This window comes from Streptomyces sp. Ag109_G2-15 (assembly GCF_900215565.1).
Classification (GTDB): domain Bacteria; phylum Actinomycetota; class Actinomycetes; order Streptomycetales; family Streptomycetaceae; genus Streptomyces; species Streptomyces diastatochromogenes.
The window spans coordinates 7,031,797-7,051,935 of sequence record NZ_OCNI01000001.1; the positions used below are offsets into that span (position 1 = coordinate 7,031,797).

20 protein-coding genes and 1 pseudogene are annotated in these 20,139 nt (G+C 73.3%); 8 read left to right on the top strand and 13 right to left on the bottom strand.

Translation table 11 applies throughout. The features are described 5' to 3' along the window. Window positions 1–75: 75 nt before the first annotated feature. Both CRP49_RS31670 and CRP49_RS31675 read left to right on the top strand, forming a co-directional pair. Window positions 76–870 carry an MFS transporter gene (locus CRP49_RS31670; protein ID WP_257033549.1) on the top strand — a complete coding sequence of 265 codons (795 nt, stop codon included), beginning with the start codon at window positions 76–78 and terminating at the stop codon, window positions 868–870. Between the two features lie 167 nt (window positions 871–1,037). Continuing rightward, window positions 1,038–1,922 (top strand): hypothetical protein, encoded by an 885-nt coding sequence (locus CRP49_RS31675; RefSeq protein WP_257033550.1) that lies wholly within the window; start codon window positions 1,038–1,040, stop codon window positions 1,920–1,922. 3 nt (window positions 1,923–1,925) lie between these two features. On the opposite strand, the pseudogene CRP49_RS31680 reads toward CRP49_RS31675, so the two are convergent. After that, window positions 1,926–2,633: pseudogene (locus CRP49_RS31680) on the bottom strand (SDR family NAD(P)-dependent oxidoreductase). Between the two features lie 40 nt (window positions 2,634–2,673). Between CRP49_RS31680 and CRP49_RS31685 the strand changes: the two are divergent. Beyond that, a complete protein-coding gene (locus CRP49_RS31685; RefSeq protein ID WP_257033551.1) occupies window positions 2,674–3,213 on the top strand; it encodes a hypothetical protein in 540 nt (179 codons plus the stop codon). Between the two features lie 25 nt (window positions 3,214–3,238). On the opposite strand, the gene CRP49_RS31690 is transcribed toward CRP49_RS31685, so the two are convergent. Further along, on the bottom strand, window positions 3,239–3,637 hold the full coding sequence (locus CRP49_RS31690) for a nuclear transport factor 2 family protein (RefSeq protein WP_097256421.1): 399 nt from the start codon (window positions 3,635–3,637) through the stop codon (window positions 3,239–3,241). Window positions 3,638–3,736: 99 nt separating this feature from the next. On the opposite strand from CRP49_RS31690, the gene CRP49_RS31695 reads away from it, so the two are divergent. After that, the gene (locus CRP49_RS31695) at window positions 3,737–4,507 is read left to right on the top strand and encodes a class I SAM-dependent methyltransferase (protein WP_097256422.1); all 771 of its coding nucleotides are present in this window, start codon (window positions 3,737–3,739) and stop codon (window positions 4,505–4,507) included. Here the strand turns inward: CRP49_RS31695 and CRP49_RS31700 are convergent. From CRP49_RS31700 to CRP49_RS31725, 6 genes are all read right to left on the bottom strand, one after another. Continuing rightward, on the bottom strand, window positions 4,485–5,240 hold the full coding sequence (locus tag CRP49_RS31700) for a GntR family transcriptional regulator (protein WP_097256423.1): 756 nt from the start codon (window positions 5,238–5,240) through the stop codon (window positions 4,485–4,487). The two genes, CRP49_RS31695 and CRP49_RS31700, sit on opposite strands and share 23 nt — an antisense overlap. 195 nt (window positions 5,241–5,435) lie before the next feature. Beyond that, window positions 5,436–5,840, bottom strand: a complete 405-nt coding sequence (locus tag CRP49_RS31705; protein ID WP_097256424.1) for a nuclear transport factor 2 family protein — start codon at window positions 5,838–5,840, stop codon at window positions 5,436–5,438. A gap of 25 nt (window positions 5,841–5,865) precedes the next feature. Next, window positions 5,866–6,834, bottom strand: a complete 969-nt coding sequence (locus CRP49_RS31710) for an acetylxylan esterase (RefSeq protein WP_097256425.1) — start codon at window positions 6,832–6,834, stop codon at window positions 5,866–5,868. Window positions 6,835–7,070: 236 nt separating this feature from the next. Continuing rightward, window positions 7,071–7,655, bottom strand: a complete 585-nt coding sequence (locus tag CRP49_RS31715; RefSeq protein WP_101924661.1) for a hypothetical protein — start codon at window positions 7,653–7,655, stop codon at window positions 7,071–7,073. A gap of 256 nt (window positions 7,656–7,911) precedes the next feature. Beyond that, window positions 7,912–8,667 (bottom strand): ferredoxin reductase, encoded by a 756-nt coding sequence (locus tag CRP49_RS31720; protein ID WP_097256426.1) that lies wholly within the window; start codon window positions 8,665–8,667, stop codon window positions 7,912–7,914. 7 nt (window positions 8,668–8,674) lie between these two features. Beyond that, window positions 8,675–9,280, bottom strand: a complete 606-nt coding sequence (locus tag CRP49_RS31725; protein WP_097256427.1) for a sulfite oxidase-like oxidoreductase — start codon at window positions 9,278–9,280, stop codon at window positions 8,675–8,677. Window positions 9,281–9,448: 168 nt separating this feature from the next. Between CRP49_RS31725 and CRP49_RS31730 the strand changes: the two genes are divergently transcribed. Both CRP49_RS31730 and CRP49_RS31735 read left to right on the top strand, forming a co-directional pair. After that, entirely contained in the window at window positions 9,449–10,375 is a 927-nt protein-coding gene (locus tag CRP49_RS31730; RefSeq protein ID WP_097256428.1) for an NADP-dependent oxidoreductase, read from the top strand. Continuing rightward, window positions 10,372–11,133, top strand: coding sequence for a GNAT family N-acetyltransferase (locus tag CRP49_RS31735; protein WP_097256429.1), 762 nt, complete (start codon window positions 10,372–10,374; stop codon window positions 11,131–11,133). Before CRP49_RS31730 ends, CRP49_RS31735 begins: the two co-directional genes overlap by 4 nt. A gap of 7 nt (window positions 11,134–11,140) precedes the next feature. On the opposite strand, the gene CRP49_RS31740 is transcribed toward CRP49_RS31735, so the two are convergent. Next, window positions 11,141–11,539, bottom strand: coding sequence for a MarR family winged helix-turn-helix transcriptional regulator (locus tag CRP49_RS31740; protein WP_257033709.1), 399 nt, complete (start codon window positions 11,537–11,539; stop codon window positions 11,141–11,143). Between the two features lie 122 nt (window positions 11,540–11,661). On the opposite strand from CRP49_RS31740, the gene CRP49_RS31745 reads away from it, so the two are divergent. Further along, window positions 11,662–12,729, top strand: a complete 1,068-nt coding sequence (locus tag CRP49_RS31745) for a hypothetical protein (protein ID WP_097256431.1) — start codon at window positions 11,662–11,664, stop codon at window positions 12,727–12,729. A 64-nt stretch (window positions 12,730–12,793) separates the two neighbouring features. On the opposite strand, the gene CRP49_RS31750 is transcribed toward CRP49_RS31745, so the two are convergent. Genes CRP49_RS31750 through CRP49_RS31760 form a run of 3 tightly spaced genes read right to left on the bottom strand, consistent with a single transcriptional unit; the run spans window position 12,794 to window position 16,760 of the window. Continuing rightward, window positions 12,794–14,050: a VWA-like domain-containing protein gene (locus tag CRP49_RS31750; protein WP_097256432.1), complete on the bottom strand. Its 1,257-nt coding sequence runs from the start codon at window positions 14,048–14,050 to the stop codon at window positions 12,794–12,796. Then, complete coding sequence (locus CRP49_RS31755; RefSeq protein WP_097256433.1) at window positions 14,047–15,300, bottom strand: MoxR family ATPase; 1,254 nt, start codon at window positions 15,298–15,300, stop codon at window positions 14,047–14,049. The genes CRP49_RS31750 and CRP49_RS31755 overlap by 4 nt, the downstream gene beginning before the upstream one ends. 44 nt (window positions 15,301–15,344) lie before the next feature. Beyond that, the gene (locus CRP49_RS31760; RefSeq protein WP_097256434.1) at window positions 15,345–16,760 is read right to left on the bottom strand and encodes a hypothetical protein; all 1,416 of its coding nucleotides are present in this window, start codon (window positions 16,758–16,760) and stop codon (window positions 15,345–15,347) included. A gap of 337 nt (window positions 16,761–17,097) precedes the next feature. On the opposite strand from CRP49_RS31760, the gene CRP49_RS31765 reads away from it, so the two are divergent. Beyond that, a complete protein-coding gene (locus CRP49_RS31765; protein ID WP_097256435.1) occupies window positions 17,098–17,892 on the top strand; it encodes a putative protein N(5)-glutamine methyltransferase in 795 nt (264 codons plus the stop codon). Window positions 17,893–17,899: 7 nt separating this feature from the next. Here the strand turns inward: CRP49_RS31765 and CRP49_RS31770 are convergent, their stop codons facing one another. Next, window positions 17,900–19,963, bottom strand: coding sequence for a SpoIIE family protein phosphatase (locus tag CRP49_RS31770; protein ID WP_097256436.1), 2,064 nt, complete (start codon window positions 19,961–19,963; stop codon window positions 17,900–17,902). Window positions 19,964–20,139 lie beyond the last annotated feature (176 nt).

The window sequence follows — 20,139 nt, forward strand, 5'->3', positions numbered from 1 at the left end:
AGGAGTTGGCGGCCTCGCTGCTGTTCCTGAGAGGAAGGCCGCGCCCTGGACTGGCCCGGCCAGATCACCGTCGCCGTGGGCCTCACCGCCCTGCTGTGGGGCATCATCGAGGTCGGCGACCGCGGCTGGAGCAGCCCCGCGATCGTCGGCGCGCTGACGCTGGCCGCGCTCGCCCTGATCGGGTTCGTGCCCGCCGAGAAGCGCGCCGAGTCGCCCATGTTCAACCTGGACCTGCTGTGGATCCCGTCGTTCGCCGCGGCCGCCGTGGTCGCGCTCACCGGGATGTTCGGGTTCATCGGTACGGCGTACTGCGTCTCCATCCGGCTCGGCGCCGTGATGCACCTGAGCGCGCTGCGGGCCGGAATGCCGTTCGTCATCCTCCAGTTGATCCCGCTGCTGCTCGCACCCGTGCTCAGCCGGATGCTCACCCGGGTCGAACCGCGCCGGCTGCTGATGGGTGGTCTGCCGCCGATGGCCGCCGGCCAGTTCTGGATCGCCGCGCTGCCCGTCACCACCACCTCCCTCATGGCCTTTCTCGGCCCGGTGCTGCTGCTCGGCATCGGCTTCATCTGCGTGGTCTCCTCGCTGACCTCGGCCGCCGTGAACGCCGTACCGATCGAGATGACCGGCATGGCCGGCGGTGCCACCAGCCTGGTCCGCGAGTTCGGGCAGGTTCTCGGGCCCGCCGTGATCAGCACCATCGCGATGAGCGCCGCCTGCTCCGCGCCGGCGGGCAAACTGAGCGGCGCCGACAAGGGCATGTTCTGCGGCTGCGCCTCGCTGCTCGGCGCGCTGGTCACCCTGCTGCTGGTCCGCAGGAACACCGCCCGGACGGCGGTGAACGCCGCGGCGCGGACGGCGCCCGTCTAGCCGGCGGGCGACGGGAGACGGCCGGGGCCCCTGGGTCCCGGCCCTCCTGTGCGACGCGGGAGTCCGGTCCGTACCCGTGTGTCACCGGCTCGCACCAGATGTCCCCAGACCATAACGATCCCGGACGTCAGGGGACTTGACCGCCCACTGTGCACTATCTTCACGACATGTCCACGCCACCGCAGCCCCCACAGCCGGCCGACCAGCCCGGGCCGCAGCCCGGACAACCCGCGCCACAGCAGGGGGTCCCGCCGCAGCCGACGGCCTACTCTTACCCGAACCCGCAGTCTCCCCCGCCGGGGAACTTCTATGCGCAGCCCACGCTGGTCGGACAGCCGGCCCCGCCCCAGGCAGGGGTGCCGGGGAACCCTTACGCGCAGCCGCCCCAGTACGGCCCGGTACCCACACCGGCGTCCGGTGGCGGCGGTGGTGCCGGGCGGGCCGTGCTGTGGCTCGCCGTGGGGGCGGTCATCGCCTCCGCCGCGTGGGCGGCCGGGGTGTTCCTGATCGGCGGCACGGGCGACAGCGCGGACCTGCGCGGCTACTCGGCGCCCTCCAACATGTGCTCGGGCGCGGACTACTCGTCCTTCAAGGACGAGTACCCCGAGAACGACTCCTCCGCGACCCACAACTCCCTCAAGGACAAGGCGCTGGACGAGAGTTACTGCAGCCTGAGCCTGAAGAAGACCGGCTCCAGCTACGCGGACGCCTACCTCTCCATGCAGGTGGACCTGCACCGCAAGACCGACCCCGGGCCGGAGTTCACCGCCACCTGGAAGAACTACGGGGACAGCCACACCGGTTACGACGTCAGCCCCGTCAAGGGCATCGGCGACGAGGCCTACCTGGTCAGCCAGGACACCACCAGCGGTTCCACGAGCGGCTCCCGCTACGCCACCCTCGCCGTACGCGACGGCTGGGTGACGTACACGATGAGCTACAGCGCCTACCTCAGCTCGTACGACCAGGACAAGAACCCGCCCGCGCTCACCGACGTGTCCGACTGGCTGAAGACGGACACCAGGTCCACGCTGGAGCAGCTCAAGGACTGACCCTCACACCGCGTCCAGCGCGTTGGTGATCGCCTTGACGCCGCCGTGCGCCGCGTACCCGCCGTCGACCGTGATCTCCGCAGGGCCCGCATCGGGATGCCCGCGCGGCCGTGCGGTGTCATCGCGAGGTGCGCCCGCACGAACACCGGGTTCGCGGACGCCATCAGCGGGGTCTCGATGTACCCGGGGTGGATGAGGTTCGTACGGATGCCGCGCGGGGCCAGCTCCAGGGCCGCCACCCTGGACAGGCCCCGCAGCGCCCACTTGCTGGTAGGCGACCGCGTGATGGGCGGTCAGGGCCGCGACCGAGCCGACGTTCACGATCGAGGAGCCAGCCGGCATGAGCGGGGCCAGCGCCTGGATGCCGAGCAGCGCGACCGCCGTGTTCACCGCGAACGCCCGCTGGAAGTCGGCGAGTTCGACCTCGCCGAGGCGGGCCCGCATCGGGATGCCCGCGTTGTTCACCAGGCCGTGCACCACGTCCAGGGAGGCCGCCAGCGCCGTCCAGTCCGCGGGTGAGGACACGTCCAGGCGGGCGTAGCGCACGTCGAAGCCGTCGGCGCGCAGGGACACGGCCGGCTTCTCGCCGGCCTCGTCCAGCACGTCGGTCGCGACGACCGTGGCGCCCTCGCGGGCGGCGGCCTCCGCCTCGGCGGCTCCCTGGCCCTGCGCGGCTCCGGTGACGACGACGGTACGGCCCGAAAGGCGCATGCGGCCGACGGCTTCCTCCAGGGGGTACGGGAATGGGACGATGATCGAGCTGGACGACCCGGGCCCGGTCAACGTGAACGGCAAGATGATGAACACCGGCGTCTACACCGAGCCCGCCGACGACCCGGTGAAGGACGCGAGCTTCGTCGTCACCGCCGTCCACGCCACCGACGGCGCCGCCACCTTCGGCTCGATCGCGCTGAAGGGCGACTCCTACAACGGCGTGCGCAAGGGCAGGAACATGGTCCTCACCTTCGAGGACTCCACCGTCGAGGGAGTCATCTCGGCGACGCGGGCCAGGCACCGGGTGTGCAGCATCGACGCGTCCACCTTCTACGAGCTGGGCATCGTGACCAACACCGCGCAGGCCGCCGTGAACAACGGCGCGATCGTACGGCTGGACAGCGGCTCGACGTGGACGGTCACCGGCACCTCCCACCTGACCCGGCTCGCCCTCGCCGCCGACGCGACGGTACGGGCCCCGCGCGGCAGGTCCGTGACGATGAACGTCGACGGCGCGACGACGGCCATCACGCCCGGCACGACCTGCACCGGAGCCATCACGCTGACGGTGGCCTGAACCATCCGGGGCGGAGCCGCACCGCTCAGGCGGACCGCGCCTCCGCCTCCTTCGCGATCTGGTCGAACCGTGCGCCCATGGCCTCGGCGAGGGCCTGGGCGCCCGACAGCGGACGGACCATGACCATGAAGTCGTCGATCAGCCCGTCCTCGTTCACATGCAGGAAGTCGCAGCCGGTCAGCTGCCGGTCGCCCACCCGCGCCGTGAAGACCAGCGCGTGGTCGGAGGCGTCCGGGGCGCCGATCTCACGGACGTACCGGAAGTCCTCGAACACCTGGAAGACCCCGCGCAGGATCGCCGCGGTGATCGCCTTGCCCGGGTACGGCTTGAAGACGACCGGGCTGGTGAAGACGACGTCGTCGGCCAGCAGTGACTCGACGGCGTCCAGGTCTCCCGCCTCTACCGCCGCACGGAACGCGCGCATCGGATCACCTCGCATAGTCAATTAACTGAATAGATGCGGAGGAGAGTAGCCAGCCGCGGTAATCGTGTCCACAGCCGCGCGAGCACCTAGGCTGACGGGATGTTCAGCCCCGAAGGCCCCACGCTCCGCGAACTCGCCGTACAGGCGCTGTCGTCCGTCGAGCACGGCTACGACCTGCTGGCCCCGAAGTTCGACCACACCCCCTTCCGCACACCCGACGCGGTGCTGGACTCGGTGGCGAAGGCGCTGGGCCCGCTCGGCCCGTTCGAGGACGGCCTCGACCTGTGCTGCGGCACCGGCGCCGGGCTGGACGTCCTGGCCGGGCTGTGCCGGCGCAGTGTCACCGGCGTCGACTTCAGCGCCGGCATGCTGGACGTCGCCCGGCGCCGGGCCGCGAGCGCCGGGCTTGCGGCGGGGGCCGAGGCGCCGGGCGTCGCCTGGGTGCGCGCCGACGCCCGAGCCCTGCCGTTCACCGCCGCCTTCGACCTGGTGGTCAGTTTCGGGGCGTTCGGCCACTTCCTGCCCCGAGAGCTGCCCGGGCTGTTCACCCAGGTCCACTCGGTGCTGCGGCCGGGCGGCCGGTTCGCCTTCCCGGTCCTCGCCCCGCCCCGCCCGTCCAGCCCCGCCTTCTGGATGCTGCTCGGCTTCGACGCGGTGATGCGGGTGCGCAACGCCCTGTGGAGGCCGCCGTTCGTCATGTACTACCGGGCCTTCCGGCTGGGTGAGGTACTGGAGGAGCTGACGCGCGCGGGGTTCACGGTCGACCTGCACGCGCTGCCCGAGTTCGGGCGGCGCGGCGACGGCAGCCCCCGCGTCCGGCTGGTGTCGGCGCGCAGGGGTGACGGGGTCACCCCGCCGCCGGCAGTGTGAACTCGTAGACCAGCGCGTCCTGTTCGGCGTTCACCACCAGGTCGGTGATCTCCAGCGGGCGCGCGTACTGGTCGTGCACCCGCCGGGTCACCCGCACCGAGGCGGCGTCGCCGACCTGGGTGATGGCGTCCCGGTGGTGCAGCGCCAGACCGGCCTTGCGCATCCAGTCGTAGGCCCGGCGCAGCTGCGCGGGAGTGGCCCCGTCGGCCCGGTCGCGGTAGCGGCCCAGCTCCGCGACCTCGGCGAGTGCCACGGCCGAGAACGACGTCACCGCCGTACGCAGTGACCGGCCGTCGGGCGTGGCCGACCGGTAGCGGTGCATCAGCGTCGGCCGGTGCGGGGCCAGGCCCAGCGCCTCGGCGTGCTCCGGCGGCGGCGCCTCCCAGGTCACCGTCGCCCGGTCCACCGCGCCCAGGTCGGCGGGGCGGGCGCCGACCGGGAAGGTGAGCGAGACCGGGTCCTCGACCGGGCGGCCGGGCAGCGTGGCATGGCTGCCGCGCCGGTCGGTGGCGACCAGACCGCCGCGGCGCAGCACCTCGAGCGCCTGCCGGACGGTCTCCCGGCTGACCCCGAAGTGCTGGGCCAGATGCCGCTCGCCGGGCAGCCGCTCGCCGGGCGGAATGGTGCCGTCGTGCAGTTCGTCGAGCAGCAGTGACGCGATCCGCCAGTACAGCGGCCCGGCGTCGGTCTGCGGGGGATCGTTCGGGGGATCGTGCGGGGTGGTGCGGGCCATGCCGCGCCTCCTGTTGGTGACAAGACGTAGCCGTGCGGGCTCATTGCGCGACCAGATCTAGCATTGGTCTAAACCACAAGGGAAGAGCGTCCTGCCGGTTAGGCCGAAACCCACCCGCGTGATCCCGGTGCCACGGGGATCACGGCGAGCGGCAACTGGCTGAAAAGGGCGAGGAGCAGGCGACTATCGCGAGTGTCAGAGGAAGAACAGCCGGCCCGCCGGCTCCTGGTGACCCTCGGCCGTGTGCCAGTAGTCGCGGGTCTCCACGGCCCGCCCCTCCTCGTCGAACCGTACGAACACGCAGCCCGCCAGGGCGGCGGGGGCACCGCCCTCCTCGCTCAGCACCCGGAACTCCGCCACCGCGATCCCGCCCGGACCCACCAGGGGCGCGGAGAACCGTACGTCGGTCACCTGCTCCTCGGCGAACGACCAGCGCAGATACGCGGCCAGCTCGTCCCGCCCCCGGTGCGGCTCGCGGAACGGCATCGACCGGTGCACACAGTCCTCCGCGTACAACTCGATCAGCGCGTCCACGTCATGTGCGGCCCAGGCCCGCTCCCAGACCCGGACGAACCGCTCGGCCGCCTCCCGCGTGTCCATGCCCCCGCTCCTTCTGTCCGTGCTCTCAGGCGTACGACCGCAGCCAGCTCAGCTTCCGCTCCTCCTGGAACGGCCCGCCGCCTTCGTGGTCGTTGAAGTCGTACACCTCGATCGCCTTGTCCTCGTGCGCCCAGGCGTTGAACGCGGCGAACACGGTCGACGGCGGGCACGTCTGGTCCTCCAGGGCCGCCGAGAAGAGAGCCGGGGCCCGGCCGCGGGCCGCGAAGTGCACGCCGTCGAAGTAGGAGAGGGTGTGCAGCACGTCGGCCGCGCGGCCGCGGTGCGTCTTGAGGAACAGGCCTATCTCCCGGTACGGGTGACGTTCCGTCAGCCTGGTCGCGCGCGGGAAGTCGCACAGGAACGGCACGTCAGGGGCGACGGCGACCAGATCGGGCAGCAGCCCGCCGACGGCGAGGGCGATGCCGCCGCCCTGGCTCTCCCCGATCACCACGGTCCGCGCCGCGTCGGTCAGCGGATGCGAACGGGCGGCCTCCACCGCGCGCACGGCGTCCGTGAACACGCGCCGGTAGTAGTAGTTCTCGGGAGCGTCGATGCCCCGCGTCATGAACCCGGGGTAGGCGGGCGCGGCGCCGACCGGGTCCGCCGTGCCGCCCCCACCGCCCCACGCGCTGCCCTGCCCGCGCGTGTCCATGACGAAGTGCGCCCGGCCCGTCGACGCCCACAGCAGCTTCTCGTGCGCCAGGCCGCGTCCGCCGCCGTAGCCGATGAACTCCACCACCAGCGGCAGTGGTTCGGTGGCGCCGGCCGGCAGCCGCAGCCAGCCCTTGACCGGGTGACCGCCGAACCCGGCGAACGTCACGTCGTACACCTGCACCGTGGACAGCCCGGTGTCCACCGGCTCGAAACGGGCGTCCAGGGTGTGCTCGCGCGCCTCCTGGAGCGTCTTGCCCCAGAAGGCGTCGAAGTCCTCGGGCGCCTCGGACTCGCTGCGGTACGCACGGAGTTCGTCGATCGAGAGGTCGAACAGGGCCATCGGCGACCGCCTTTGCGGAGGGAGCGTGAACGGAGACTGCGCGCTCTCACCGTACGTGGGTGATCGGATGACTCGCCAGGGCCGTGTCCGGTACGGATGGGGTTTGTCGCCCTGCGCTCGGGGTCGAGGTGCTGGCCAGAGAGGCAAAATCGCTTGCTGCGGGTGCCAAGCGGGGTGACCGTCGAGGGTCCGGTGGTCGGGTCACCTGCCAGTGCCACTTCGTGTGCCGGTGCCGGTCAGGTCCGCGGCTGTGTCCACTTCGGTCCCGTGCGCGCCCATTCCCGCTCCCACTCGGCCAGCCGGTGGCGCAGCGCGATCCGGCGCTCCAGGGCGTGTCCGAGGAGGACCACGGCCGCCGCACCGCCGGTCGCGCACACGCCGACGGTGACCGTGTGCTGCCAGACCGCGAACTCGTCCGGCGGCGGGGCGGCACTGCGGCCCCGGGCGTCGAACCACACGATCACCAGGTCACCGGCCCGGGTCCCCGCCGGGACGCGGGCCGGCGCGGTACGCGTCCCCTTGCCCGGCTCGGTCCAGCGGACCTGGGCACGGTAGGGGTGATCACGGTCGCCCTGCTCCGTGGGCAGCCGCTCTGGGGTGTCGCCGGTCACCACCGCCTGCACCTGATGCCGCTCGGCCCGCTGCGACACCGCGAGCGCACGCGCCTGCTCATGGGCGCGCAGGCCCGCCGCGACCCCGGCCAGCGGCGTGACGACGAACAGCAGGACGGAGACGACCAGCACGGTCCACGCTTCGATGACGTCCGAGCGGCGCCGCAGCGGATTGCGCCGCCAGCGCCAGCCACGCACCTGGGTACGCATGTCCACCTCCCTGCCGGAGCCGGAGGGCCGGACGAGCCGGGTGACCGGTCGTCCGCTCCCGCCGCCGCACACGAGCGTCCACACCGGTCTCGTACCCCGTACGGCGCACCTCGCTCACGCCGCCTACCGCGACTTCAAGCCCTCATGGAGCACGGCACGCGGCACGCGCCCCAGGGACTGCGCGAGCGGCCGCGCACGGGACCCGCGCGCCCTGGAGCGTGTCCGGCGGACAGGCCCAGACCGACGCGTTCGATCCCTAGCCGAAGCGTTCGATGCGGATGCGCTCGACCGGCTGGCCCGCCGCGACCAGCAGGCGGGAGGCGTGCTCGGCGAAGCCGTTGGAGCCGCACACATAGGCCTCCCACCCACCCGGAGGCTGCTCGGCCAGGAGCGGCGCCACATGTGCGGCCGCCATACGACCCACCGGCAGGCCCGTGGGGGCGCTGCGCGTGAACACGGCCGTCGTCTCCCGGCCCAGCTCCCCGGCGTAGATCAGCTCCTCGGGGCTGCGTGCCGACACCAGCATCCGCAGCGGCACGGCGAGGCCCCGCGCCCGGTGGTGCCGCACCATCGACATCAGCGGTACGACCCCGGAACCTGCCCCTAGCAGCAGGGCGGGCCGGTCGCCCGGCCAGGCGAAGAAGCCGCTCAGCGGGCCGCGCACCTCGACCGTGTCACCGGGCCGGGCCACCGTGTGGAACCAGCCGGAGACCTCACCGTCCGGCACATGGTCCAGGGTCAGCTCGATGTGGCCGGAGTCGTCCGGCGCGGACGCGATCGAGTAGTGGCGCTGGGCCACATAGCCGTCCTCCGCGGTCAGCCGCAGCATCAGGTGCTGCCCGGGCAGGTGCCCCGCCCAGTCCGGCACCGCGAGCCGGAACGTGGCCGAGTGCGGCGTCTCGCGCCGGATCTCGGTCAGGGTGGCCGTCTGCCACACCGACGCCGCCCGGTTGCTCACGGCGATGCGGCCGGGCACGGCGAAGCGGGTCGCGGGAGTGAAGTCCGTGGTCACCGTCGTCTCAGTCACCGGAGTACCGCTGCTCCTCCCACGGGTTGCCCCGCGCGTGGTAGCCGTTGCGCTCCCAGAAACCCGGCTCGTCGTGGTCGAGGAGCGTGATGCCGGCGATCCACTTGGCGCTCTTCCAGAAGTACAGGTGCGGCACCAGCAGCCGCGCCGGGCCACCGTGCTCGGGCGCGAGCGGCTCGCCGTCGTACTCCCAGGCGATCCAGGCGCGCCCGCCGGTGAGGTCGGCGAGCGGCAGGTTCGTGGTGTAGCCCGAGTGCGAGTAGGCGAGCGCATGGGTGGCGGACCCATGGGGCCGGACCACATCGAAGAACGTGTCCAGCGAGACGCCCCCGAACCGCACCCCGAACTTCGACCAGCTGGTCACACAGTGGATGTCACCCGCGTACGAGGAGCCGGGCAGGGCGTGCGCCTGCTCCCAGTCCCAGGTGTGCGGCCGCTCCACCAGTCCGTCGATGCGGAAGGACCAGTCGGCGGGCGTGAGGTCGGGGGTGACCTCGGCGGACAGGACGGGCCAGTCGTCCCCCGCGTCGTACTGCCCTGGTGGCAGCCCTGGATTGGCGACGCGCGGGCGACCCGTGAAGCCTCGGGTGACGTTCATGGTTCAACCGTACGTTGTCGGCGCGGGTGCTCCGTCCCAGGTCAGTGCCCCGACCATTGCGGCCGTATGAACTCTGCGCAGGGCCGGGAATAGCCGCCCCGCGCTCCTCCTTGGCGCTGAGTACCGGCCGGTGCGCCGGTGACAGCACGAGGGAAGCGAGGAAAGACGATGCCCAAGGCGTACGTCTTCACGCGGTACGGCGGCCCGGAGACAGAGGCGCTGACCGACGTGGAACGGCCGGCCCCCGGCCCGGGCCAGTTGCTGGTCGCCGTCCGGGCGGCGGGAGTGAACCCCGTCGACTGGAAACTGCGGGGCGGCTTCCGTCGCCCCGGCGAGAGCGCCGAGCGCGTCTTTCCCGCGGTCTTCGGCAGCGAGGCCGCCGGTGTCGTCGAGGAGGTCGGCGAGGGTGTGACCGGGTTCGCCGTCGGCGACGCGGTGTTCGGCAACACCGTGGACGGCGGATACGCCGAGTACGCCCTGCTGCGCGCCGACCAGGCCGCGCACAAGCCCGCCGGGCTGTCCTTCACCGACGCCGCCACCCTGCCGGTCGCCGCCGCCACCGCCTACGACGGTGTCCGCCAGCTCGATCTGCCCGAGGGCGCGACCCTGCTGGTGACGGGCGCGGGCGGCGGGGTCGGCAGCGCGGCCGTCCAGATCGCCCGCGCCTTCGGAGCGCAGGTCGTGGGCGTGGCGAGCGAGAGCAAGAAGGACTTCGTGGAGTCGCTGGGCGCCGTGCACGTGCCCGGCGGCCCGGGTCTCGCCGAGCGCGTGCGCGCCGCCGTACCCGAGGGCGTCGACGCGGTGTACGACCTGGTGGGCGAGGAGACGCTCGCCGAGGCGGCCACCCTGCTCGCCGACCGGACCAGGCTGATCACCGCGGGGGCCCCGCCCGAGACCGTCGCCGAACTGGGCGGCTCCCGGGTCGCCCGCGCCCGCACCGCCGCCGTCCTGGACGCCGTGGCCGACCTTGTCCTGCGCGGGGCCCTGAACCCGCACGTCACCCGTACCTTCCCGCTCGACCGGGCCGAGGAGGCCCTGCGCGCCGTCGAGGACGGGCACGCCCGAGGCAAGATCGTGATCGAGGTGTCCGCATGAGCGACCTGACCAGCGCCGGCGTCGGCTCCGACGAGGCGACGGCGGCCCCGCACGTCCTCGACAACCCCGCCCGCGCCTCCCTGACCGGCCCGCACGCCCACTTCGCCGAGCGGCACGGCCGCGTGCTGCGCTACCCGCTGGACGTCTCCCCGTGGCTGGCCCTGTCCGACGAGCCGGACGCGGACGACTGGGCCGACCTCGCCGCGCTGGCCGGCCCCGGCACCGAGGTGCCGCTGGCCGGCTACAGCGGAGAGGTGCCGGACGGCTGGGAGGTGACCTTCCGGGTCGAGGGCGTGCAGTTCGTGGACGACGGCCTCGCCGCCGCACCGGACGCGGAGGCGGTCCGCCTCGGCCCGGCCGACGTACCCGAGATGCTCGATCTCGTGGCGCGCACCGAGCCCGGCCCCTTCCTGCCGCGCACCATCGAACTCGGCACCTACCTGGGCATCCGTCGCGAGGGCGCCCTGATCGCGATGGCGGGGGAGCGGCTGCACCCGCCGGGCTGGACCGAGATCAGCGCGGTCTGCACCGACCCGGCCTTCCGCGGCGAGGGCCTGGCCACCCGGCTGATCCTCGCGGTCGCGCACGGCATCCGGGAGCGCGGCGAGACCCCGTTCCTGCACACCAGCGCCCGGAACACCAACGCCATCCGGCTGTACGAGTCCCTCGGCTTCCGGCTCCGCCGCCAGACGGCGTTCCTCGCGGCCCGAGTCCCCGAGCATCTGCCGGAGGACCGGGCCGCCGTACCGGTGCCGTGACCGGTCCTCAGTCCGAGTCGGCGTCGGACGGCCTGGCGTTGTACCGCTCCAGGTAGGCCGCGAAGCGGATCAGGTCCTCCTCCGGCCAGCCGGTGAGCCGCTCCCGGAAGGCGGCCCGCCGGCTCCGGGTGACCTGCGCGAGGATCTCGTGGCCTGCCTCGGTCAGATGCAGCACCTGGACCCGGTGGTCCTCCGGGTCCAGGCGCCGCTCGATGAGCCCGGCCCGCTCCAGCGCGGCCACCTGGCGGCTGACCGTGGACTTGTCCAGGGCGTAGTGCGCGGCCAGGTCGGTGGCCCGGCAGCCGCCGCTCTCCTCCAGGTGGCCGAGGAGGGTGTACGACACGAGCGACAGCTCGGGATGCATGCGTCCCGCCGAGGCCCGGGCCCGGCGGGCGAAGATCGTCATCTCGCGCTGGATGGTCTCGATGGCCGTCTCCGCTGTCACCGGAATACCTCCTCCGTCGTTCTAGTTGTATAGTACAACTTGAAGCGAAAGTTGTATAAGCCAACTATTGGAGGTCGTGCCCGATGAGGTCACCAGCGCTCCGCCATGTGCTCACGCACCTGATCACCCCGCTGCTGATGTGCCTGGGCATGGGGCTCGCGTACATGGGGGCCTTCGTGACCCCGGAGCCGAACCACCTGCCCGTCGCCGTGGTCGGTGCCGGACCGCAGGCGAAGGTGTTCGCCCAGACCGTCAAGGACACGGCGGGGGACAAGCTCGAAGTCCGCACCGTCGCCACCCGCGCCGCCGCCGTCGACCTGCTGAAGTCCCGGGACGTCACCGGCGCCTATGTGCCGAGCACCAAGGCGCCCGAGCTGCTGGTGGCCACCGCCGCCTCCGACATGGGTGCCACGGCCGTCGAGAAGGTCTTCACACCGGTCGCCGCGAAGGAGGGCGTCCCGCTGAAGGTCACCGACGTGGCCGCGCCGGTCGCCGACGACCCCACAGGCCAGGGCCTGTTCTTCCTGCTGATCGCGCTGAGCATCGGCTCCTACGCCTCGGTCGCCGCCCTGGGCGCCGCGGGCGCCACGCTCCCGATGCGGATACGGGCGCTGCTCGCGCTCGGTGTCTCCGCGGTGGTCAGCGGCATCGGCGCACTGCTCGCCGGGCCGGTGTTCCACCTCGCCCACCATGGCCTCGCGAGCGTGTGGGGCATGGCGTGGCTCTACTCGGCGGGCATCCTCTTCATCGGCGTCGGCCTGCACACCTTCCTCAAGCGCTGGACCACGCTGACCATGATGGTGCTGTTCGTGATGCTCAACTTCACCAGCTCCGGCGGCCTGTTCCGGCCCGAGCTGCAGAACGGCTTCTTCGGCACCCTGCACGCCTTCTGGAACGGCGCCGGCTTCGTCGAGGGCATCCGCAGCCTCCTGTACTTCGGTGACGACGGCCTCGCCCGCAACGTGTGGACGCTCGTGGTCTGGCTGCTCGCCGGCCTCGCGGTGACCGCGATCGCGGCCGCGTACGAGCGGGCCCGGACGCCCAGGCAGGCGACCGCTCTTCCCGAGCCCGCACCGACCACGGAGCAGGCCCGGCAGCAGGTCGATGAAGAAGAGGCCGAGGAAGAGGTCGAGGAGACGGTCGGCGTCTGAACGGCCGACGCACGGGGAGAAGGGGCGCCGCCCGGTGACGGACGGCGCCCCTCCCGCGCGCGGCTCACCGACCCGCCGGCCCGATCGTCACCACCCGCGCCCACTCGGGCGGCGAGTCCGGCCGGTACTCGGGGTTCTCCTCGTCCCGGGACCCGCCACCGGACCGTTGCCGGGGAAACAGGCCCACCACCGTCCGGCACGGTGGCCGCGCCTCGGGCCAGGGCGTCTGCCCGTCCGTCAGGACCACGACCACGTCAGGGCCCGGCCGGGCCCGCAGCGCCTGGGCGAAGCCCGACCGCAGGTCCGTCCCTCCGCCGCCCACCAGCGGGATTCCCTCGGCCTGGCACAGCGGGTGCACGGTCTGGGCCGCCGCGTCGCACGACACCACGGTGACCAGGTCGCGCCGGCCGCCCACGGCCCGGGAGATCGCGGCGACCTCCAGGAGCGCGCTGCCCAGTTCGGCGTCGCTGACCGACCCGGACGTGTCGACGACCACGCACACCCGAGGCGGCCTGCGCCGCAGACTCGGCAGGACCACGCCGGGCACCCCGGCCGAGCGCCGCGCCGGACGGCCGTAGCTGTAGTCGTCGCCCGAGCCCGCGCCGGTGACCGCCGAGCGCATCGCCGCACCCAGCAACTCCCGCCAGGGCTGCGGCGGATGGAACGCCTCCTCGGCCCACCGCTGCCACCCTTTGGGCGCGTCCCCCGGCGCGCCGGTGATGCCCTGCGCCACCCGGAAGCGCACCGCGTCCCGCTGCTGCTCGCTGAGCCCGTGGGCGCCGTCCGGCCCCAGGTCCCACTCCCGTTCCAGGCCGTCGGCGCCGCTGCCGCAGTCCAGCCAGGCCAGCGCCTGCATCCGTGGCCCGAGCCGGAACAGCCGCAGGTAGTCCTCCATCAACTCGCCCTCGGGCAGCTTCAGTTGCCTGGGGGTGACGGCTCCTCGTGGCCGTACCAGCCCGTCGCCGTACACGTCGTCGTTGATCTCGAGGTCCGCCGCGATGTTCATCCGCAGCCGTTCTCCGGGGCCGTGCAGCCCGCGCTCCCGGGCGACCCGGTCACCGCGTGAGTGGTGGTCGCGCAGCAGGTGCGCCACCTCGTGCACCCACACCCCGGCGAGATCCTCCACGGGGGTCCGGTCCACGAAGGCCGGGGAGACGTAGCACCGCCAGTGCCGGTCGACGGCCATCGTCGGCACCTGCCGCGACTCGACGGGGTGCAGCGCGAACAGGGCCGTCGCCAGGTAGGGCCGCGCCCGGGCCGCGTGCAGCCGGGCGGCGAAGAGCTTGCCGAGGTCCAGTACCCCGGGTGCGTCGGCCGTCATCGACGGGCCCCGGTCGCGACCGCGGACCGGCGGGCGGCCTCGTCGGCGCGCCGGGACAGGGAGACCACGCCGGCGAGCCGTTCGATCGCCTCCGGTACGTCCCAGTCCTCCCGCCGCAGGGAGGCCAGCGTGGTCGCCGGGACGACCACCACGTCCGGGGCCCCGGTCTCCATCGCGCGGACCAGCAGCGCCCACGCCGCGTCCCAGCGGGCCCGTTCCGGCCGCTTGCGGATCGCGTCCACCACGCCGTCCAGCGCGGCCTGCCGCAGATCCCCGCGCTCGGGCAGCACGGCACCGGCGGGGTCGGCCAGCAGCGTCTCGGGGTCCGGCAGGTCCATCCGGTCCAGGCTCGCCAGCACTTCGAGGCCCGGCCCGTCCCCGACGGTGCCCCGGACCAGCAGGGACAGCACCTCGCGGGAGGAGCCGGCGGCGGTCGCGAAGGCGATCAGATGCAGGGTCATCTCCCAACTGCGGGGCGACGGCCAGGCACCGCCCCGGCGGGCCTCACCGCTGGGCAGCCGGTGCACCAGCGCCGGGCGCGCGGTGAGGAAACCGCAGACCGCGCGCCGCGCGAAGTCCACGGCCTCCGGCAGCTTCTCCGCATCGAGCCGGGGCAGGGTGGCCCGCGGCCAGGTCCCGCCCAGGCCGCGTACGACGACGTCGTGATCGTGCGTCCACTGGAGGTGCACGAACCGGTTGGCCAGCGGCGGGCTCAGTTCCCAGCCGTCGGCGGCCGAGGACCGCGGATTGGCGGCGGCCACGATCCGCACGCCGGGCGGCAGCCGCAGCGCGCCGATCCGCCGCTCCAGCACCAGCCGGAGCAGGGCCGCCTGGACAGCGGGCGGCGCGGTGGACAGCTCGTCCAGGAACAGCAGCCCGCGCCCGGCCCGGACCAGCCGTACCGCCCAGTCCGGCGGCGCCATCGGGACCCCCTGTTCCGCGGGGTCGTCTCCTACGACGGGCAGTCCCGAGAAGTCGGACGGCTCGTGGACGCTGGCGATCACGGTGGTCAGCGGCAGGTCCAGGGCGCTCGCGAGCTGGGTCAGGGCTGCCGTCTTGCCGATGCCCGGCTCCCCCCACAGCAGCACGGGGAGGTCGGCGGCCACGGCCAGGGTCAGCGCCTCCAGCTGGGTGTCGGCACGGGGTTCGGTGCTCGCGTCCCGCAACAGGGCCAACAGGTCGGCGGCGACGTCGAGTTGAGAGGGGTGGGTGGGAGAGTCGGGGATGGCAAAGGAAGCGTATGCGCACATATGTGGTCACCTGGGGTGTGAAGTCAGCGGGAAGAGAAGGGGGTTCAGCGGAGGAAGGTCGCGTGGCGGGGGTGACGGCGGTGGTGCCGGGTGGTGCGACGGTCCGGACGGGGAGGGGTGCGGCCGGGGCCGACCAGACCGGCCCGGTAGAGCCCGTACGAGATCCTCCGGGCCGCGGCCGCCTCCAGCTCGTCCCGCAGGGAGCCGTCGCGCAGCAGCGCGTCGGGACCCAGCAGGCCCTCGACCACGGCCAGCGCGCCCGCGGTGTCGCCGTGGTCCAGACGTTCGCGGACACCCGTGAGGCAGTCCGGACGCCGGTGTGCCTCGTCGATGGCCCGCAGGCAGGGGAGCGGCGGTCCGCCGAGCGCGACCAGCAGTTCCTCGCGCCGGATCTCCTCCGGAGCGTGGTCCAGCGGGGCCAGCACGCCGTCGACCAGGCCGATCCGATGCCGGGCTCCCCGGCACTCCACGAACCGTGGTGCCCCCGCCGGGTCGGGACGGCGGGGCGGACCGGACGGCGTGTGATCCGGCACGAGCGCGGACGCGACCAGCGGGTGCAGGCGGTCGGGTGCGAGCAGACCGGCCCGCAGCAGCTCCAGGTCCGGCAGGATCCAGGTCGCCGCGTCGGGCAGGACGGGCAGCGCGGACACGCCGCCCCTGGGCAGCGACGCCGCGACCCGCAAGGTGGCCGGCGCCGCACCGTCGTCGTCCCCGGCCAGGTCCAGCACCAGCCGGCGCCGGCCGCCGAGCCGCACGACGAAGGTGACCGCGGACCGGTCCCCGGAGCCGAGCGAGCCGGGCGAGCCGAGCAGCACGGCGGCCTCGGCCGCCCACCGGCCGATGGCACAGCCGGATCCCGGCGGTACCAGGTCCGGCGGCTCCAGGCCCGGCGGTTCCCGGTCCGTCACCGGCCGGTCGGCCCCGGACCGCACCCGCAGCTCACCGGCCCTGCGCGCATCCCACAGGTGTCGGTGCAGATCGAGCCGGTACCGCCGGCTGGGGCGCGGATGCGGATGCCGGGCGGTGCCCGAGCGGGATCCGTCCCACAGCGCGAGGCCGATCCGCTGACCGGCGTCCGCCCAGGCGGGCGGAGTCCGGGCCACCAGGTGCACCGGACCGTCCCCGGCACGCCCCAGGCCGTCGTACCGGGCCAGCGTGAGGGTCAGCCCCGGGCGCAGCAGCCCGTCGGGCGCGATCCTCGGCATGTGCCAGCGCAGCAGGTCGGGAGCGAGGTGGCGGAGGTCGGCGCGGACCCGGGCCGCGAGGTCCCGGCCGTGGGTTCCGGTGACGGAACGCAGATCGAGATCGACGTCGACACCGGCGGCGGCACACGCCCCCGCCCAGTCCCCGGCGCGGCGCCGGACGGTCGCGGTCTCGATCATGGACGGCGGCACGGCGAACTCGCGCACGCGCAGCCACAAGGAGAGTCGGGAGTCCCCGTACGCGGTGTGAGTGAGCATCAGCACTCACCTTGCGTGGACGGGACCCCCAATCTGACAGCAGAGTGAGTGGTCATCGCGGCGATCGTAACGGGCCGCACCCGGCCGCGCCAGGCAGTTTCGAACTCGGCGCGGAGGACGGCCGATCCGGGCCCTGGGGTATGGTGGCCGTCCGGCCGCAGACAGTACGCGGCCCCAGGCTGCCGAGGAGGTGAGACCCATTACCGCAGTGTCAGTCGGGGTGCTCTCTCCTTGTGACAGCCTTCTGTGACAGCTTTCTGTGACAGTGCGGTCCACCGTCACCGGTGACCGCGAGAGCGCCCTTCGCCTCCCGGTTCCCGAAAGGCTCTCGGCGTCCATGCCCGCTCTGCCCTCCCTGCCCCCTCTCTCCCCTTCTGCCGTCGTCTCCGCGCTGCGCGCCGCCGGGTGCGTCTTCGCCGAGGACGAGGCGGAGTTGCTCCTCGCCACGGCTCGTACCCCCGAGGAACTGTCCGCGATGGTGGACCGGCGCGCTGCCGGACTTCCGCTCGAACACGTCCTCGGCTGGGCCGAGTTCCACGGTCTGCGCATCGCCGTGGACGAGGGAGTCTTCGTCCCCCGCCGCCGTACCGAGTTCCTGGTCGACCAGGCCCTGGCCCAGGCCCCGGACGCACGGGTCGTCGTCGACCTGTGCTGCGGCTCCGGTGCGCTCGGCGCGGCCCTGGCCGCCGCACTGGGCGCCGTCGAGGTGCACGCCGCCGACATCGACCCGGCGGCCGTGCGCTGCGCCCGCCGCAACCTCGCTCCCTACGGCGGCCGGGCCCATGTGGGCGACCTGTTCGACGCCCTGCCCGCCGGCCTGCGGGGCCGCGTCGGCATCCTCACGGCGAATGTGCCCTACGTCCCCAGCGCCGAGGTGGCGCTCCTCCCGGCGGAGGCCCGCGACCACGAGCCGCAGACCGCCCTCGACGGCGGCGCGGACGGCCTCGACATACTGCGCCGGGTGGCCGCCGGGGCACCCGGGTGGCTGGCGCCCGGCGGCTGCCTCCTGACCGAGACCAGCGAACGCCAGGCGCGGGCGGCCGTAGCGGCGTTCACGCGCGCCGGTCTGACGACCCGTCTGGCGGTGTCGGACGAGGCGTACGCCCATGTGGTGATCGGCGTACGGGAGTAGCGCCCTACTACAGCTCCTGTGCCCGGGCGATGAGCAGGGCCACGTCGTCGTGGTTGTCGGGGTGGTGCAGCGTCCGCAGGAGCAGGTCGCAGGTCTCCTCCAGGGGGCGGGCGGGGTCGTCGAGCAGGGACAGCAGGAAGTCCAGGCGTTCGTCCAGGGAGTGGCAGCGGGTCTCGACCAGCCCGTCGGTGTAGAAGACCAGCTCGTCGCCCGGCTCGAAGTCGACCGTCACGGTGGAGAACTCGACCCCGCCCACGCCCAACGGGACCCCGGTGGGCAGGTCGAGCAGCTCCGGCGGGTGGCCGGGACGCACCCGGGCCGGCGGGAGGTGGCCGGCGTTGGCGATCCGGCACTGGCGCAGATGCGGGTCGTGGACGGCGTACACACAGGTGGCGATGGAGTGGTCCCAGGCCGAGGTCGTCTTGTCCAGGTGCTCCAGCAGCACCGCCGGGTCGAGGCCGAGCGCGGCCAGTGTGGTGGTCGCGGTGCGCAGCCGGCCCATCGTGGCGGCGGCGTTGATGCCGCTGCCCATCACGTCGCCGACCACGAGCGCCGTGCGGCCGCCCTCCAGCGGGATGACGTCGAACCAGTCGCCGCCGACCTCGCTGGTGGCACCCGCCGGCTGATAGCGGGAGGCCACCTCAAGGCCCGTCGTCACCGGCGGCTGGCTGGGCAGCAGGCTGCGCTGCAGGGTGAGCGCGGTGTTGCGGGCGTTCTGGTACCAGCGGGCGTTGTCGATCTGCACGGCCGCCCGGGCCGCCAGCTCCCGGGCCAGCAGGACGTCGTCCGCGTCGAAGGGCGCCGGATTGCGGGTGCGCTTGAGGTCGAGGGCGCCCAGCACCTCGCCGCGCGCGATCAGCGGCACGGCGAGATACGAGTGCAGGCCCGCCCGGCCCAGGAGGGCGGCCGCCTCGGGGGAGCGGGCGATGCGCGGCAGGTCCTCGTCCTTCACCTGCTGCACCAGCACCGCCTCACCTGAACGGACGCACTCGGTGACCAGCCGGTCGGGCCCGTACCGGGCGATCCGGCCGGGCGCGTCGGCCGCCCGGACGGCCTCCGACTCCTGGTCGGCCCGCAGCGCCAGGGCCCGGATCACCGCGTCCTCCGACGGGCCGAGCGTGCTGGGCCGGCCCTCCACGACGGCGTCCAGCAGGTCCACGGCGGCCACGTCGGCCAGCGCGGGCACGGCGACCTCGGCCAGTTCGAACGCGGTGCGCTCCAGCTCCAGTGTCGTACCGATGCGCGCGGAGGCGTCGGCGATGACGGCGAGCCGGCGCCGCGCGGTCTCGGTCTCGATGCGCCCCCGGTAGGCCTCGGTGATGTCCACCACCGAGGCCGCGACGCCGAGCACCGTGCCCACTGAGTCCTCCAGCCGGTAGAGCGACACCGACCAGGCGTGGTCCTCGTCAGGATCGGCCGGGGTCCGGCCGATGGTGGACTGGGCCACGAGAGGCACCCCGGTCTCCAGGACCCGACGGGCCGCGCCCTCCAGGGCGTCGACGTCCAGCAGCGGCAGCATCTCGCCGACGGTCCGCCCGACGTGCTCCGCGGCGGGGATGCCGTTGATCTTCGCCAGGGCCGGGTTGATCGAGACATACCGCAGGTCCGTGTCGAACACGGCGAATCCGATCGGCGACTGTTTCACCATCCGCTCGGACAGCGCCACGTCCTGTTCCAGGCGGCGCACCGTGGACCGGTCGGCCGCGAGCCCCAGCGCGTACACGTCGCCCTGGTCGTCCAGCAGGCGCATGTTGCGGAACTCCACCAGACGCGTGCCGCCGTCCTTGACCCGGACGGGGAACGCCCCGGCCCAGCTCTGACCGGTCTGCATCACATCGGCGAACAGCTTGCCGACCAGCTGGATGTGCTCGTCGTTCACCATCAGCCGGGCGGCGAACTGCCCCAGCGCCTCCGGCGCCGAATAGCCGAACAGCTCCTCCGCCTGGGGGCTCCACAGCACGATGCGGCCCTCGGCGTCCAGCACCACCGACGCCACGCTCAGTACGTCGAGCAGCCCGCTCGGCCGTACCGGCCCGCCGCCCTCGGCCACCGGAGCCTCGGCTGGACTCATGCCACGCACCGCCTTCGCCCGTCCGCACGGCACGTCGTCCCCCGTGCCGACTCCCCTTGTTCTACCGCGCTCACACCCGACTCTCCGACGCCGTCGCCGACTATCTCCACCATCTCTCAACACGGCGGCGGACGTCCGCCGAAGTAATCACCCCCGTGACCGGCAGGCAAGTCCCC